Source organism: Streptomyces sp. ME19-01-6, from assembly GCF_033793745.1.
Lineage (GTDB): Bacteria > Actinomycetota > Actinomycetes > Streptomycetales > Streptomycetaceae > Streptomyces.
The window spans coordinates 569,454-584,713 of the sequence record NZ_JARAXF010000003.1 but is presented as its reverse complement, the minus strand read 5'-3'; the positions used below and the strand labels follow the sequence as shown (position 1 = coordinate 584,713).

The 15,260-nt window shown below is 70.3% G+C and carries 15 protein-coding genes; 6 read left to right on the top strand and 9 right to left on the bottom strand.

Translation table 11 applies throughout. From position 1 onward, the window contains the following. Window positions 1-56: 56 nt before the first annotated feature. Window positions 57-470: a cold shock domain-containing protein gene (locus PV419_RS09255; RefSeq protein ID WP_319687356.1), complete on the bottom strand. Its 414-nt coding sequence runs from the start codon at window positions 468-470 to the stop codon at window positions 57-59. A 107-nt stretch (window positions 471-577) separates the two neighbouring features. Then, window positions 578-964 carry a DUF192 domain-containing protein gene (locus PV419_RS09250; RefSeq protein ID WP_415925276.1) on the bottom strand — a complete coding sequence of 129 codons (387 nt, stop codon included), beginning with the start codon at window positions 962-964 and terminating at the stop codon, window positions 578-580. Window positions 965-1,104: 140 nt separating this feature from the next. Between PV419_RS09250 and PV419_RS09245 the strand changes: the two genes are divergently transcribed. From PV419_RS09245 to PV419_RS09225, 5 genes are all read left to right on the top strand, one after another. Continuing rightward, window positions 1,105-1,848 (top strand): A24 family peptidase, encoded by a 744-nt coding sequence (locus PV419_RS09245; RefSeq protein ID WP_319687352.1) that lies wholly within the window; start codon window positions 1,105-1,107, stop codon window positions 1,846-1,848. A gap of 332 nt (window positions 1,849-2,180) precedes the next feature. Next, window positions 2,181-2,942 (top strand): isoprenyl transferase, encoded by a 762-nt coding sequence (locus tag PV419_RS09240; RefSeq protein WP_319687571.1) that lies wholly within the window; start codon window positions 2,181-2,183, stop codon window positions 2,940-2,942. Window positions 2,943-3,346: 404 nt separating this feature from the next. Further along, window positions 3,347-4,684 carry a PhoH family protein gene (locus PV419_RS09235; protein ID WP_319687350.1) on the top strand — a complete coding sequence of 446 codons (1,338 nt, stop codon included), beginning with the start codon at window positions 3,347-3,349 and terminating at the stop codon, window positions 4,682-4,684. Between the two features lie 412 nt (window positions 4,685-5,096). Beyond that, window positions 5,097-5,828: a transglycosylase SLT domain-containing protein gene (locus PV419_RS09230; RefSeq protein WP_319687348.1), complete on the top strand. Its 732-nt coding sequence runs from the start codon at window positions 5,097-5,099 to the stop codon at window positions 5,826-5,828. 138 nt (window positions 5,829-5,966) lie between these two features. Next, entirely contained in the window at window positions 5,967-7,481 is a 1,515-nt protein-coding gene (locus PV419_RS09225) for an AI-2E family transporter (RefSeq protein WP_319687346.1), read from the top strand. Between the two features lie 16 nt (window positions 7,482-7,497). Here the strand turns inward: PV419_RS09225 and PV419_RS09220 are convergent, their stop codons facing one another. The 3 genes from PV419_RS09220 to PV419_RS09210 form a co-directional block, all read right to left on the bottom strand. Beyond that, window positions 7,498-8,430, bottom strand: a complete 933-nt coding sequence (locus PV419_RS09220) for a hypothetical protein (protein WP_319687344.1) — start codon at window positions 8,428-8,430, stop codon at window positions 7,498-7,500. Window positions 8,431-8,542: 112 nt separating this feature from the next. Further along, complete coding sequence (locus PV419_RS09215; protein WP_319687342.1) at window positions 8,543-9,082, bottom strand: alkyl hydroperoxide reductase; 540 nt, start codon at window positions 9,080-9,082, stop codon at window positions 8,543-8,545. 11 nt (window positions 9,083-9,093) lie between these two features. Beyond that, on the bottom strand, window positions 9,094-9,648 hold the full coding sequence (locus tag PV419_RS09210; protein WP_319687341.1) for a peroxiredoxin: 555 nt from the start codon (window positions 9,646-9,648) through the stop codon (window positions 9,094-9,096). Between the two features lie 138 nt (window positions 9,649-9,786). Between PV419_RS09210 and PV419_RS09205 the strand changes: the two genes are divergently transcribed. Continuing rightward, the gene (locus tag PV419_RS09205) at window positions 9,787-10,767 is read left to right on the top strand and encodes a LysR substrate-binding domain-containing protein (protein WP_319687340.1); all 981 of its coding nucleotides are present in this window, start codon (window positions 9,787-9,789) and stop codon (window positions 10,765-10,767) included. A gap of 19 nt (window positions 10,768-10,786) precedes the next feature. Here the strand turns inward: PV419_RS09205 and PV419_RS09200 are convergent, their stop codons facing one another. From PV419_RS09200 to PV419_RS09185, 4 genes are all read right to left on the bottom strand, one after another. Then, window positions 10,787-11,401 (bottom strand): Uma2 family endonuclease, encoded by a 615-nt coding sequence (locus tag PV419_RS09200; RefSeq protein WP_319687338.1) that lies wholly within the window; start codon window positions 11,399-11,401, stop codon window positions 10,787-10,789. A gap of 173 nt (window positions 11,402-11,574) precedes the next feature. Beyond that, window positions 11,575-14,031, bottom strand: coding sequence for an ABC transporter permease (locus tag PV419_RS09195; RefSeq protein ID WP_319687337.1), 2,457 nt, complete (start codon window positions 14,029-14,031; stop codon window positions 11,575-11,577). Continuing rightward, complete coding sequence (locus PV419_RS09190) at window positions 14,028-14,714, bottom strand: ABC transporter ATP-binding protein (RefSeq protein WP_319687336.1); 687 nt, start codon at window positions 14,712-14,714, stop codon at window positions 14,028-14,030. The genes PV419_RS09195 and PV419_RS09190 overlap by 4 nt, the downstream gene beginning before the upstream one ends. Further along, entirely contained in the window at window positions 14,711-15,235 is a 525-nt protein-coding gene (locus PV419_RS09185) for a PadR family transcriptional regulator (RefSeq protein WP_319687335.1), read from the bottom strand. Before PV419_RS09185 ends, PV419_RS09190 begins: the two co-directional genes overlap by 4 nt. Window positions 15,236-15,260 lie beyond the last annotated feature (25 nt).

Here is a 15,260-nt window from a genome sequence, read left to right as displayed (position 1 = left end):
CGCCGCGACAGGGGCGATGCCCCGCGCGGCGGTTCGGTGTGGTGCTGCTGAGTCCCTCAGGACTCGATCCAGTTGTGCGCCTGAGCCAGTTCGATCACGCGTCTGCGTACCTGCTTGATCTGGTCTGCGGTCAGTGTGCCGCCCACCTCGACCAGCGCCTCGGTCAGCTCCTGCCGGAACTCGGAGATCGACAGCACATCGCACATGGTGTCGTCGCCCGAGTCCGGGGCCGGTCCCGGCGTATGGGTCCGGACGATGGCCGCCCGCTGGACGATCCGTACTTCGGACGCCTTGGGACCCTTGTCGCCGTACTCCGGGACGAACTCCACCTTGCTGCCCGGCTGGAACAGATGCTTCTCGTCCAGCAGGTCGTTCGCGTGCATGAAGACGTCCTCGCCACCGTCGTCGGGAGCGATGAAGCCGTAGCCGCGAAACTCGTCAAACCGCAGAATTTTGCCCGTGATTGTCACCGTGCAACCCCTACCCCTGTACCTCTACCTCAAGGACCTCGATACGCGATCGAGGGTGTCCAACCATGACACCGGTGGCACAGAGTACAGCTCGCATGTGGCCGCGGCTATGTGCCCGGACACCGGATGGTGACGCGGGCGCCGGCCCGCAACCCCCAGCGTTCCATGGCGCCCGCCTCGGCCTCCAGGACATGGCGCGAGCGGGGCCGGGGCAGCCCGAGCCGGCCGGGGCGCATGGTGCGTACGGCAAGGACGGTCAGACCGCGGTCGAGGTAGGCGACGTCGATGGCGAAGCGCATCCCGACGGTGTGGACGCTGCTCGCGGGGGTGAGCAGCAGTGCGCCCGTCACCCCGTCCCGGCCGAGCAGCCCGCGGGTGCGGGCCCGGTAGGAGGCGGCGACCTCCAGGGGGACGTCCGTGCCCAGTACGTCGTCTCGTACGTCGTCTCGTACGTCCCCGAGTACGGCGTCGAGTGGGGCGCCGAGCACGCGCATCGTCCCCGTACCGTCCCGCCAACGGCCCATCCCCGCCCCGCCCTTCCGTACGTCTCGTCTCCGGCGCCCGGTGCCCGGTGCCCGGTGCCCGGTGCCCGGTGCGAGTGTCGCACCCGGCCCCGCTTTCGTAGGCTCGGCCCGTGTCTGTACCCCTGGTCATCCTTGCCGCCGCGTACGGCGCGGCGGCCGGACTGTTCGTGCCGCGCGCCCGCTACCGGCTGGCCGTGGAGCCCGAGGAGCCGTGGCGCGCGGCGTGCCCGCGCGGGCACGCGCTCACCGGGGCGGCCCGGGGCTGGCTGGGGTTCGCCCGCTGCCCGGGCTGCCGGGTGGGCGAGCAGGACTACGGCACGGGCGCGCCCCTGACCGCCGCCCTCACCGCGCTGGTGTGCGCGGTGCTGGCGGCGGCCGTCGGCGACCGCCCCGAGCTGGCGGTGTGGCTGCTGCTCGCGCCGCCGACGGTGCTGCTGGCGGGCGTGGACCGGGCGGTGCACCGGCTGCCGGATGTGCTGACGCTGCCTCTGGCGGGCGCGGCGGCCGTGCTGCTCGGGGTGGCGTCACTGCTGCCGCACAGCGCCGGGTCGTGGCGGCGGGCGCTGCTGGGCGGGGCGGCGCTGGGCGGCGCGTACCTCGTGCTCTTTCTGATCAGGCCGAGCGGGATGGGGTTCGGCGATGTGAAGCTGGCCCTGGGGCTGGGGATCGCGCTCGGCTGGTACGGCTGGGCGGTGCTGGTCCTGGGCGCCTTCGCGGGGCTGCTGCTGGGCTCGTGCTACGCCATCGGGCTGCTCGCGACGCGCCGGGCGACTCGCGGAACCGGGATGGCGTTCGGCCCCTTCATGATCCTCGGGGCCTGCGCTGGGCTGGTGCTCGGAGGGCTCGCGGCCTGACGGCAGCCGGCGGCATTCCCGGAGACATTCATTGTCACCCTCGTCGATGCCTGGACTATCCCTCACAAAGCGTTATGGTGGAAGCCCCCCCTCGGGCCGGTCCGTATCCCCCCCACGGACCGGCCCGCTTCCTTTCCGGGCGATTCCGGGGCGTACCGGCCGCCGGTCCGGACGGAGCGCACATCGAGTGGCTACGGAGCGTGATGTTCTGCGGGGTGGGCGCGGCAGCCAGGGGGCGCACCCGGTTCGCCAGCGCCCCCCGCCCGCAGTAGGGTGCGGCCTTGGGCGGACCGCCATCGCAAGCCATGCAAGGCACTGAGGGGCTGGAAGACGTGAAGTTGCGCGACCTGGTGTACGGGCTCTACGCACGCCGGGTGGAAGGCCGCCTCGACCACGCCCAGGTGCCCAAGCACATTGGAGTCATCCTCGACGGAAACCGCCGCTGGGCCCGGGCGGCCGGGGGGACGACCGAGCAGGGGCACAAGGCGGGCGCGAGCAAGATTCAGGAACTGCTCGGCTGGTGCAACGAGACGGACGTCGAAGTCGTCACGCTCTGGATGCTGTCCACCGACAACCTCGACCGCCCCGAGGAAGAGCTGATCCCGCTCCTCGGCATCATCGAGAACGCGGTCCGCGACCTGGCCGCCGACGGGCGCTGGCGGGTGCACCACGTCGGCACCATGGACCTGCTGCCCGCCCGTACCCAGACGGTCCTCAAGGAGGCCGAGCAGGCCACGGACCACATCGACGGCATACTCGTCAACGTCGCGATCGGCTACGGCGGCCGGCAGGAGATCGCCGACGCGGTGCGGTCGCTGCTGCTCGACCACGCGAGCAAGGGCACCACGTTCGAGGAGCTCGCGGAGGTCGTCGACATCGACCTGATTTCCGAACACCTGTACACGCGCGGCCAGCCCGACCCGGACCTCGTCATCCGCACCAGCGGCGAGCAGCGGCTGTCGGGGTTCATGCTGTGGCAGAGCGCCCATTCGGAGTACTACTTCTGCGAGGTCTTCTGGCCCGCTTTCCGCAAGGTCGACTTCCTTCGCGCGCTCCGTGACTACGCCGCGCGTCATCGCCGGTACGGCTTCTAGTCCCGTACGCGGTACGGCAGTCGGGCCCGCGCGGCTCATGCGTCCGTACGGTTTCCGCTACGGCCTCATCCCCTCCGGAAACGGGCGGGTTTCACAACGTTCATGTGCGCGCCGTCATATGCCATTGCATGGCCGCGCTCGTTCGAGGGAATATCCCTTCCAGGTCGACGCCCTGCCCCAACTGTCCTAGGGGTGTCGCACTGCCAGCGGACGGCATGTTGCTCGTTCGCCCGGGAGGCCCTTTGCACACGGACGACTGTGCGGATCGTGCGTATGACGCGGAGGGCCGGCGCTCGGTCCTCCCGTCGGGGCCTGAGCCCGGTCCGTCCCCCGCCTGCGGGCCGGGGGACTCGTTCCCGCGACGCCGTCGCACCCCAACCTCTCCCGAGGGGGTTCGTCCACCCGTGGTGACCAGCAAGAAACGCCGCGAGCAAGACCGGCGCACCTATGTCCTCGACACCAGCGTCCTGCTCGCCGACCCGAATGCCATGACCCGCTTCGACGAGCACGAGGTCGTGCTGCCGGTCGTCGTGGTCACCGAGCTGGAGTCCAAGAGGCACCACCCGGAGCTGGGTTACTTCGCCCGGCAGGCGCTGCGCCTGCTGGACGAGTACCGCATCCGGCACGGCCGTCTGGACGCCCCGATCCCGATCGGCGATCTGGGCGGCACCTTGCGTGTCGAGCTCAACCACTCCGACCCGGGCATCCTGCCTGCCGCCTTCCTGACCCATGGCGGCCGGTTGGGTGACAACGACTCGCGGATCCTCGCGGTCGCCAGGAACCTCCAGGCCGAGGGGTACGACGTCACGGTCGTCTCGAAGGACCTCCCGCTGCGCATCAAGGCGTCGTCGGTGGGGCTCCTCGCCGAGGAGTACCGCGCCGAGCTGGCGATAACCGACTCGGGCTGGACCGGCATGGCCGAGCTGGCCGTCCCCGCCGAACAGGTGGACGACCTCTTCGCGGCCGAGACCGCGTATGTCCCCGAGGCGGCGGAGCTGCCGGTGCACACCGGTCTGGTGCTGCAGTCGGAGCGCGGCAAGGCGCTCGGCCGGGTCACGCCGGACGGGCAGGTGCGGCTGGTGCGCGGCGACCGCGAGGCGTTCGGGATCCACGGGCGGAGCGCGGAGCAGCGCATCGCGCTGGATCTGCTGCTCGACCCGGAGATCGGGATCGTCTCGATGGGTGGCCGGGCCGGCACGGGCAAGTCGGCGCTCGCGCTGTGCGCCGGTCTGGAGGCGGTACTGGAGCGCCGGCAGCACCGGAAGGTGATGATCTTCCGGCCGCTGTACGCGGTGGGCGGGCAGGAGTTGGGCTATCTGCCGGGCAGCGAGGCGGAGAAGATGAGCCCGTGGGCCCAGGCCGTCTTCGACACGCTGTCGGCGGTGACCACCTCGGATGTGATCGAGGAGGTGGTGGGGCGCGGGATGCTGGAGGTGCTGCCGCTCACCCATATCCGGGGCCGCTCGCTCCATGACGCCTTTGTGATCGTGGATGAGGCGCAGTCGCTCGAACGGAACGTCCTGCTGACCGTTCTGTCCCGTATCGGCGCCAACTCCCGGGTGGTACTCACCCATGACGTGGCACAGCGGGACAATCTCCGCGTCGGGCGCTATGACGGTGTCGTCGCGGTGGTCGAGAAGCTCAAGGGGCACCCGCTGTTCGCCCATGTCACCCTCAACCGCTCCGAACGGTCGCCGATCGCGGCGCTGGTGACCGAAATGCTCGAGGACGGCCACATCTGAGGTAGTTGAGGGGGAAGCGTGACCCAAAACGCCGCGTGGCTGAGCCGAAAGAGCTTAGCCGCGCGGTGTCTTGGTGCGCTCGGATTTCCGGAAATCCTAGGGTGTAAACGGGGTGTGAGCTTTCACACTCAACGGAGAATTGCCTCCAGGCGTCCGCTTCCGGCAGTGTGTGGGTCCTGTCAGGCCCCGCATACGGCACACCAGTACCCCCAGCGGTACGGAACCACAGCAGTATCAGAACTAAACAGCGTTCGCCGTATGCCGCCCGAGCACCTTGCGGCTCTCCCGAGGGAGGGTCCACCGGGCCAGTGCCTCCCGTGACCAGCCATCCCCCTGTAGGACAAGGGGACGGAACAAGGGGAGGTCAGCGTTCAGGGGCACGATTGCGTCCGCGAGGTCACCTAAGCGGGCGATGCTGGAAGGAAACCGTGTGAGCCGGATTTCGGTCCGGGGATTCGCTGTGGCCTCCGCCACCGCGGTCACCACTGTGGGCGCTGTTGTCGGTGTTGCCGCGGGCGGTGAGCAGAGCTCAACCGACCCCGTCGAGGCGACCGCCGCCGACGCGACGTTGCTCGCGGACATACCCGCCGGCCAGCAGGCCGTGGCGCAGACCGCATCCCTGACGCAGCAGGCGGACGTGCAGTCCACCGCGGCCGACGCGGAGGCGAAGAAGTCCGCTGAGGAGTCTGCCCGCAAGCAGGCCGCCAAGGACGCCAAGGCCAAGAAGCTGGCCGCCGAGAAGGCGGCCGCCGAGGCCAAGCTCGCCAAGGAGCGCGAGGAAGCCAAGAAGAAGCTCGAGGCGAGCCGTTCCGCCACCCGCGACGCCAGCAGCTTCCCGCAGCAGGCCTCGTACACCGTCGCCGAGGTCCAGGCCATGGCGCGTCAGATCGTCCCGGCGGACCAGTTCCAGTGCTTCAGCAACATCGTGAACCACGAGAGCACCTGGAACTACCGGGCCGAAAACCCCTCCTCGGGCGCGTACGGTCTGGTGCAGGCGCTGCCGGGCTCCAAGATGTCCTCTGTGGGCGCCGACTGGCGCACCAACCCGGCCACCCAGATCAAGTGGGGCCTGAACTACATGAACGACCGCTACCAGAGCCCCTGCGGCGCTTGGTCGTTCTGGCAGGCCAACCACTACTACTGATGCCTCTGAGCTCACTCGGTCGCCTCCGGCGTTCGACTTCGCGAAACCCCCGGCCGCAACCGGCCGGGGGTTTCCCGCGTCCTCAGCCTGTAACGTCTTCCCCACGACCACGGGGGAACTGGGGGTAGGGGAAGCAAGATGTCCGCATTGCCACACTGGGTCGGCAGAATGGGAGCCGGCCTGACGCGGCTGGCCGAGCGGCTGGAGCGCCAGGCCGAGGCCGACGCCGCCGACCGGGACGACGCGCACGCCGACGACGGCACGAGCGAACGGGCCGACAGGGGGCAGGGCGCCGACAAGACCCCGGACAAGGGCAAGGGCAGCAGCAAGGCCGAAGGCGTAAACGGCCCCGACAGCCACGTCGCCCCCACCAGCCCCGCCGACCACGGCGCCGGCGCTGACCGCCCGGCTCTGGACGGCGTGGCCCTGGACGTCGTGGCCGTCGACGGCCAGGCCCCGGCCCGCCGGGAGCCGGCCAGCGTGCCCGCCCCGCCCGCCTACGCCCCCGCCGTCTCCGCCAAGCCCGACCCCGTCGCCGCAGTGCCCTGGGGCGTCCGGGTCGCCGCCGAGGTCGGCTGGCGGCTGCTGGTGCTCGCCGGGACCGTCTATGTGCTGATGACCGTCATCAGCGCCGTCGAACTGGTGGTGCTCTCCTTCACCGTCGCCCTGCTGATCACCGCGATGCTGGAGCCGACCGTCGCCCGCCTGCGGAACCGGGGCGTCCCCCGTGGCCTGGCCACCGCCATCACCTTCATCTCCGGCTTCATCATCATGGGCCTGGTCGTCTGGTTCGTGGTCTGGCAGGTCATGGAGAACGTCGACGACCTGTCCAGCAAGGTCCAGGCAGGCATCGACGACCTGCGGGACTGGCTGCTCAACAGCCCCTTCCACGTCACCGAGAAGCAGATCAACCAGATCGCCAACAGCCTGCGGGACGCGATCGGCGCCAACACCGAGGAGCTGACCTCCGCCGGGCTCGAAGGCGTCACGGTCGTCGTGGAGGTGATGACCGGCATTCTGCTGGCGATGTTCAGCACGCTCTTCCTGCTGTACGACGGGCCGAAGATCTGGGCCTGGTTCCTCAAGCTCGTCCCGGCCCCGGCCCGCGCGGGCGTGGCGGGCGCCGGCCCGCGCGCCTGGACCACGCTCACCGCCTATGTGCGCGGCACGGTGATGGTGGCGTTGATCGACGCCATCGCCATCGGCGTCGGCCTCTTCTTCCTCGACGTCCCGATGGCCGTCCCGCTCGCCGTCTTCATCTTCGTCTTCGCCTTCATCCCGCTCGTCGGCGCCGTCGTCTCCGGCGCGCTGGCGGTCGTGGTCGCACTCGTCACCCAGGGCGTGTGGACGGCGGCGATGGTGCTCGTGGTGGTGCTGGCCGTGCAGCAGATCGAGGGCCACATCCTGCAGCCCTTCATCCTCGGCCGGGCGGTGCGGGTGCACCCGCTGGCCGTGGTGCTCTCGGTCGCGGCCGGCTCGCTGATCGGCGGCATCGGCGGCGCGGTGGTGGCCGTACCGCTGGTGGCGGTCGCCAATACGGTCGTCGGCTATCTGCTGACGTACAACAAGGAGGCCGCGCTGCGCGCGACTCAGGGGCCGCACGGGGCGACGGCGGCGGAGCTCGCGCCGACGCGGCACGACGAGGGTGTCTGAGCCGCCCCCGCCACGCTCACTCCTCGCCGCGTTCGCCCTCCCCGTCGAAGTGCACACGGCCGCCGACGCGCACCGGCTGTCCGGGCGGCAGGCGCTTGCCGGGCGGCGGCTCTTCGAGGTTCACGGCCGTCCAGTCCACCGTCGGCGACCCGGAAGGTGAGGGGCGCAGCGCGTCGTAGAGGTCGACGGTGCTCGGCGGTCGGCCCGGGGCGTAGGTGATCAGGTCGATGCCGCCGTCCCGGACGGACGGCAGATCAGGGTTGTACCGCGCCTTGTCCGACACCACCGTCTCGATCGCGTCCCGCACCTCGTCCGGATCGCCGAGGCGCCAGTACGCCACCTCCTCGTCACCGGAGTTGCTGGTCGACACGCTGTCGCGGAGCAGCCAGAAGTGCCGGGAGTGCGGATTGGAGTCCGATCCCTCGTGGCGCGGCGGGTCGTACGTGTCGTCGAGTGCCTGTGCCCGGGCCTGTGCGACGTGGTCCCAAGGGTCGAGTTCCACGGCGCGCAGATAGCCGGCCAGTGCCTCGTCGTGTGCGCCCCCGCATTCGTGGGCCAGCGCTTCGAGGTGGACGGCGAGGTTGTTGCCCGGATCCAGGGACAGGACGTGCCGGGCCGCGCGGACCGCCTCGTCGACGAGCCGGCGCCCGTCCTCGTCGTCGGCCGGTATGTCGGGGAGAGGGTCCGGGTCCTCTTCCCACCAGGCTCCGTCCACGTGGTTGACGAGGTGGAAGCGGAGCTCGGCACCGGCCAGCACGGCGAGTCCCGCGGCCGCCTCCAGGCTCTCCGGGTCCGTCCGCAGGGCGCGGGTGTACGCCTCGCGGACGGCGCGCGTGTCCTCCGCCCATTCCTCGTCCTCCTCGCCGGCGGACTCCGCGTCGTCGGCGACCTGGGCCAGGAGCCGGCTCGCCTCGGCCAAGTCGGCGGTGCGGTCCGTGTCTTCGGTCATGGCCGGTGACCATACCGCTGGGGTCGGACATCAGGAGGCGGTGGGGCATGCGCGAGGGGCGTTCCCACCGGTTCGGTGGGAACGCCCCTTATGCGCTTGCGCTCGTGTGCCGTCAGCCGTTCGCGGCCAGGGCCGCCTCGGCGTCGAGCGTGGTGCCGACCGCCTGTACCACTGCGGCGATCTTGAAGGCTTCCTGGATCGTCTCGCGGTCCACGCCCGCCTTACGGAGCACCTGCTCATGCGAGTCCAGGCACTGGCCGCAGCCGTTGATCGCGGAGACCGCCAGCGACCAGAGCTCGAAGTCGACTCTCTCCACGCCCGGGTTGCCGATGACGTTCATCCGCAGACCCGCGCGCAGGGTGCCGTACTCCGGGTCCGACAGCAGGTGCCGGGTCCGGTAGAAGACGTTGTTCATCGCCATGACGGCGGCGGCCGACTTGGCGGCGGTGTAGGCCTCGGGGCTCAGGTTGGCCTTGGCCTCCGGCTCGAGCTCCGTCAGCACACGCGGCGAGCGCGAGGCGATCGCGCAGGCGAGCACGGTGCCCCACAACTGCTGTTGCGGCAGATTGGAGTTGCCGATGACCGAGCCCAGGTTGAGCTTGAGGTCCTTGGCGTAGTCCGGCAGAGCGGACTTCAGGTCGTCGAGTGCCATGTCGGATCAGCTCACTCGCCCGCGAGGAGCTGGGCCGGGTCGAGGGTGTCCTCGCCCTTGCTCCAGTTGCAGGGGCACAGCTCGTCGGTCTGCAGGGCGTCGAGGACCCGCAGGACCTCCTTGGGGTTACGGCCCACGGAACCGGCGGTCACCATGGTGAACTGGATTTCGTTGTTCTGGTCGACGATGAAGACGGCGCGCTGCGCGAAGCCGTCCTCGCCCTCGACGCCGCAGTCCCGCATCAGCTCGTGCTTGGAGTCGGCCAGCATCGGGAAGGGCAGGTCACGCAGGTCGGCGTGGTCCTTGCGCCAGGCGTGGTGGACGAACTCGGAGTCGCCGGAGACACCGAGGATCTGCGTGTCGCGGTCGGCGAACTCGTCGTTCAGCTTGCCGAACGCGGCGATCTCGGTCGGGCACACGAAGGTGAAGTCCTTGGGCCAGAAGAAAACCACGCGCCACTTGCCCTCGTAGGACTTGTGGTTGATCTGCTCGAACTCCTTGCCGCTCTCCAGCGACACGCAGGCGGTCAGGTCGTACGTGGGGAACTTGTCACCGACAGTGAGCACGCGCTCTCCTTGCAGCGTTCAGCGGAGGAAACCGATATGTGGTGGTTTCCTCTGGGTTGGACTGAACCACCCTGGCACAAGAGGCATTGATCAGTGAAATAGCTAGACTAGGTGATGTTGATCGGAGGTGGTTATCAGTTGGTCGCTTCACCCACGCCCGGGGGTAAGTCGCCCGCACCCGGGGGCAAGCCCCGTCAGCCCAGCCTCTCCCAGCTCAGGGCGTTCGCCGCGGTCGCAGAGCATCTGCACTTCCGCGATGCCGCGGCCGCCATCGGCATGAGCCAGCCCGCGCTGTCGGGGGCCGTCGCCGCGCTGGAGGAGGCGCTCGGGGTGCAGCTCCTGGAGCGTACGACGCGCAAGGTGCTGCTCAGCCCGGCGGGGGAGCGGCTCGCGGCGCGGGCGCGCACGGTGCTGGAGGCGGTGGGCGCGCTGATGGAGGAGGCGGAGGCGGCGCGGGCGCCGTTCACCGGGGTGTTGCGGCTCGGGGTGATCCCGACCGTGGCGCCGTATCTGCTGCCGATCGTGCTGCGGCTGGTGCACGACCGCTATCCGCTGCTCGATCTGCAGGTGCACGAGGAGCAGACCGCCTCGCTGCTGGACGGCCTCGCCCACGGGCGGCTCGACCTGCTGCTGCTCGCGATCCCGCTGGCCGCCCCCGGCGTGGTCGAACTGCCGCTGTTCGACGAGGACTTCGTCCTGGTCACGCCCCGGGACCACTGGCTCGGCGGGCGCAGCGACATCCCTCGCGCGGCGCTGAAGGAGCTGGATCTACTGCTGCTCGACGAGGGCCACTGCCTGCGCGACCAGGCCCTGGACATCTGCCGCGAGGCGGGCCGTACGGAGGGTGCGCCGGTGACCACGAGCGCCGCCGGGCTCTCCACGCTGGTGCAGCTGGTGGCGGGCGGGCTCGGGGTGACGCTGCTGCCGCGCACGGCGCTGCGCCTGGAGACGGGGCGCAGCGACCAACTGGCCACCGGATACTTCGCGGACCCGGCGCCCGCGCGCCGGATCGCGCTCGCGATGCGGGCGGGGGCGGTGCGGCAGGAGGAGTTCGAGGCGTTCGCGGGGGCACTGCGGGAGGCGTTGGGGGCGTTGCCGGTGCGGATCGTCAAGGGGTGAGTAGGGCGAGCCGGGTGTGTCAGTGGCGGCCGGTGGCCAGGATCGCTGCCACGTCCAGGGTGACCTCGGCGCCGATCGAGTCGGGGAGGGTGATTTTCTCCCCTGGCGCGTAGATGCGGTGCGTGTCGTATCCGCTGTCCGCGAGGTCCGTCAGCAGATGTACGCGGCCGTGCTTCCGGTTGACGATCACATAGACCGGGATCATGGCCTGTGCGTATGCGACGACCTTGTTCCGCAGGTCGTTGTTGTGGTTGGACGAGGTGACTTCGACGACCAGGCGGAACACTTCCGGGTCATAGCAGTTGTTCCCGCGGTGGTGCTCCTTGAAGTCGGCGTCCACGATCGAGAGGTCCGGAATCGCATAGTCGTCCGGCCCGTTCGGCAGCCACAGGCCAATCCCCTGGATCACCCTTGTTTCCTGCCCGTGGAGGCCCGCTGTGATGAAAGGGATCATGAGGTCGGTCAGCACGTCCGCATGGGGCCCGTCAGGCGGGGGGGTCACGGTGAGCACGCCTCCGATGATCTCGACTCGATAGCCTGGGAGCTGCTCCATGAGCTTGTTGGCTTCGTCGAGCAGAGTCAGCGGCTCGCGCGGCTCGGGATCAACGGGCTGCTCGACTGCGGCAGCAGACATGGCGGGCCTCCCAGTGGCTGGTGTCGAGGCAATCATCGTAGGCCGCGTCCCCGTCATGTGTCCCGTACCACGGGATTCACTCCAACGGGTGGCATAAACCCCGAAACACCCGACCGCCGGACCCTTTCCGCAGGTGGGAAGGGCCCGGCGGCCACAAGCGCACCGCTCGTGCGCTACTCCGTACGGAGCCCGTCCGGCCGCATCATGCGCCACAGCGGCCCCATGCTGACCAGGGTCACCAGCAGGATCACGCCCGCGCCGATCCCGGTCATCATGGTGACGCTCGCCCAGTCCACGGCGATCGGCATGTCGACCATCTTGAGCAGGATCGCCCCCAGGGCGATTCCGCCCGCGACCGACAGGGCCAGGCCCAGCACCACCGGGATCGCGGTCTGCCACAGCACGGACCAGCCGAGGGTGGTGCGACGGGTGCCGAAGGCGACCAGGACCGACAGCAGCTTCTTGCGCTCGCGCAGCTGCTCCAGCATGGAGACGATCATGCTCGCGCCGATCAGCAGCAGGGTGGCCGACGCGCCGATGAACAGGCCTCGCTTGATGGTCCGGAACTCGTCCGACTGCCTGGTGCCGTGCAGCTCGTAGATGTCCGACTGGGAGGAGAGCCGGGCGGCCGTGTTGCGGGCGTACTCGATGGCGTCCGGGACCTTCGAGTCGAGCCGGAGCATCATCTGCACCGAGGGGTTGTTCAGGTCGGCGATGTCCAGCGCGCCCGGGGTGGCCAGGATGCCGGAGTGCTCGGTGCCCTGCGGGTCCTCCTTGGGGTCCACGACGGGCGCGGACCTGGGGATCGTCCACAGCAGCGGCTTGTTGCGGGAGGGGTTGTAGTCCTCGTCGAAGCTGAGGTTGACCGTCGCGCCCGGTTTGGTGAAGTACGTGTCCTTGTCGTCCCACTTGGCGGGCTTGGTGACGAAGACGTCGCCGTCGCGGCAGTCGCCGACCCGCGCCAGCTCCTTCAGCGTGGGGCAGTCGCCGACCATCACGCTCTGGACCGGGATGTCGCCCAGGGCCTTGGCCTTGCTGCGCGGGTCGCTGACCATTCCGTCGGTGAAGCCGAGCGCGTCGCGTACGCCCTTGGTGCCGGTGTACTGCGCGATGGCGTCCCGCGCCTGCGCGCCGGTGTCCACCGGGGTGTGCGCCATCACATCGGCGCGGGTCGGGTCCTGTCCGGTGGAGGTGGTGTTGTCGCTCTCCGCGGCGGCGAAGAGCATGGTGATCGCGATCGCGCCGGCCACCGCGACCGTGATGCCGCTGACCGCGCGCGAGGCGGCGCCGCTGCTGAGCTGGAGCCGCCGGGTGGCGAGCTGCCAGGGGACGGGGCCGCCGCCGAAGCGCTTGACGACGGCTTCGACCAGCCACGGCAGCAGCGCGGTGATGCCGACGAGCATCAGCACCGCACCGGCCGCGACCTGGTACATGGAGGCGTTGTCGCTCCCCGCTCCCGAGCTGAGGCGCGGTAGCAGCAGCGCGAGGCCGAGGACGGGGAACAGCAGCCGCCACCACAGGCGGCGCGGTTTGGGCGTGGCGTTGCGTACGACGCCGAGCGGTTCGATGGTGATACCGCGCAGCGCGATCTGGGTGACCACGACGGCGCAGGTGGGCACCGCGAGCATGATCAGCGCGGTGATCGTGGCCGAGGGCTGGACGTCGGAGGGAAAGACGCTGGTGCCGAACACCGCGACCCCGCCGATGAACTGCCTGACCAGCAGGAAGATCCCGGTGCCGACGGCGAGTCCGAGGAGGGAGCCGACCAGCGCCTCGCCGGCCGCGATCCGCCGCGTCATCCGGCTGTCGGCGCCCACCAGGCGCAGCGCGGCGAGCCGGCGGTCGCGGCGCTCGCCGCCGAAGCGTACGGCGGTGGCGATGAAGATGGCCACGGGCAGCAGCAGCACCACACAGCCCACGACGATCAGCAGGAGCAGGGTCGGGTCCAGGTCCTCCTGCTTCGGGGAGTCGTCACCCCAGTGGTCGAGACGGTTGTCGGTGGCCCAGAGGGCGTCGGGGTTGGCGCCCGCGTAGTAGATGAGCTCGGCCGGGCCGGCCAGCCCCTCGTCGCCGATGGTGCCGACGATCTTGTCGTCGAGGCGTTCCCTGAGCAGCTTGCTGTCACCGTCGGCGAGCAGCTTCTTCAGGGCGGGGGAGACCACCATCTCGCCGGGCGCGGGGATCCGGTCGACGCCCGGGGGCATGGGCGGCCGGTCGCCGTCGGGCGCCAGCAGGAGGCCCGTGATGTTGGAGCCGCGGAAGGTGGTGCTTCCGAAGCCGAGCCGCAGGGTGTCGGGGCCCGGTTTGACGTCGATCGAGTAGCCGCTCGAGTAGGAGCGGGCGTTGGAGCGGTCCTCGCGCGCCGAGACGATATGCGGGACGGCGGCGGCGATCAGCAGCAGCGCCACGCCGAGCCCGACGCCGACCGCCGTCAGGACCGTCCTGGCCCAGCTCTCCCGCCCGCCGGAGACCGCGAAGCGCGCCCCCGTCGCCAGGTCGGCGGCCCAGCGGGCCGGGCCGACCCGCTGACGGGGCTCCGGGCGGTCGGGGGGCGCCTGGGGCGCCCCGCCGGGGTGCTCCCGCTCCCGCTCCTTCTCACTCCGCAGCGGGGTCACATGGCCGGCGCTCATCGGGCGCCCGCCATGTCCCGCGCCTTGCCGTCCCGTACGACGACCTCGCGGTCGGAGTACGCGGCGACGCGCGCCTCGTGGGTGACCAGGACGACGGCGGCGCGGGTCTCCCGGGCGGCCTCGGTCAGCAGCTCCATCACCCGCTCGCCGTTGAGCGAGTCCAGGGCGCCGGTCGGCTCGTCGGCGAACAGCACGCGCGGGCCGCTGACCAGGGCGCGGGCCACGGCGACGCGCTGCCCCTGGCCGCCGGAGACCTCGCCGGGCCGCTTGGCGCGCACATCGTCGACCTCCAGCCGCTCCAGCCAGGTCAGCGCGCGGCTCTCCGCCTCCTTGCGCCCCACGCCGTTCAGCCGCAGCGGCAGCGCGACGTTCTCCACGCAACTGAGCTCCGGGACCAGCTGGCCGAACTGGAAGACGAAGCCGAACTCGCCGCGGCGCAGCGCGCTGCGCTGGGAGTCCGGCATGGAGGACAGCGGGCGCCCGCTGTAGTGGACGGTGCCCGCGTCCGGGGTGACGATCCCGGCGAGGCAGTGGAGCAGGGTCGACTTGCCGGAGCCCGAGGGGCCCATGACGGCGACGACCTCACCCGGGTGGATGGAGAAGTCCGCGCCGTCCAGGGCGGGGGTGGGCCCGTAGGACTTGTGCAGCCCTTCGGCTATGAGGAGCGAGCCCGCGGGGGTCATGGGGTTACCGCCTTGGCGAGTTGGCCGAGGCGCGCGGCGGTGAGCTCCAGCCAGCGCAGGTCGGCCTCGAGGTGGAAGAGAGCGTGGTCGCAGATGAGCTGATCGCTGAGGTCGCCGGCGCGCTTGCGCTGGGTGAGCTCGCGCATCAGGCGCAGATGCTCGGAACGCTGCACATCGAGCAGGTCCGCGGCGTCCCGGCCGGTCATCAGGGCGAGGACGACCTTGGTGTAGAGGACGGACTGGAGGTACGGCTCGGGCTTCTCCGGCTGCCTGAGCCACTGCTCCACGTCGGTGATGCCGGCCTCGGTGATGGCGTAGCGCTTGCGCTCGGGGCCGCCACCGTGCTCGATGCCGTCGACCTCGACGAGGCCGTTCTTCAGGAGGCGGGACATGGTCGAGTAGACCTGTCCGTAGTGGAGCGGGCGGTCGTGCCCGAATCTCTCGTCGAAGGCTCGCTTCAGGTCGTAGCCATGGCGGGGGCCGGACTCCAGAAGTCCGAGCAGGGTGTGGCCGATTGACATGCGCAGCACTCTACACCATGCGTAT

Coding starts and splice junctions, on each gene's coding strand:
- PV419_RS09225 (WP_319687346.1), top strand. CDS start 5,967: ATGTCCGCATTGCCACACTGGGTCGGCAGAATGGGAGCCGGCCTGACG.
- PV419_RS09185 (WP_319687335.1), bottom strand. CDS start 15,235: ATGTCAATCGGCCACACCCTGCTCGGACTTCTGGAGTCCGGCCCCCGC.
- PV419_RS09220 (WP_319687344.1), bottom strand. CDS start 8,430: ATGACCGAAGACACGGACCGCACCGCCGACTTGGCCGAGGCGAGCCGG.
- PV419_RS09250 (WP_415925276.1), bottom strand. CDS start 964: ATGCGCGTGCTCGGCGCCCCACTCGACGCCGTACTCGGGGACGTACGA.
- PV419_RS09195 (WP_319687337.1), bottom strand. CDS start 14,031: ATGAGCGCCGGCCATGTGACCCCGCTGCGGAGTGAGAAGGAGCGGGAG.
- PV419_RS09215 (WP_319687342.1), bottom strand. CDS start 9,082: ATGGCACTCGACGACCTGAAGTCCGCTCTGCCGGACTACGCCAAGGAC.
- PV419_RS09230 (WP_319687348.1), top strand. CDS start 5,097: ATGCTGGAAGGAAACCGTGTGAGCCGGATTTCGGTCCGGGGATTCGCT.
- PV419_RS09190 (WP_319687336.1), bottom strand. CDS start 14,714: ATGACCCCCGCGGGCTCGCTCCTCATAGCCGAAGGGCTGCACAAGTCC.
- PV419_RS09200 (WP_319687338.1), bottom strand. CDS start 11,401: ATGTCTGCTGCCGCAGTCGAGCAGCCCGTTGATCCCGAGCCGCGCGAG.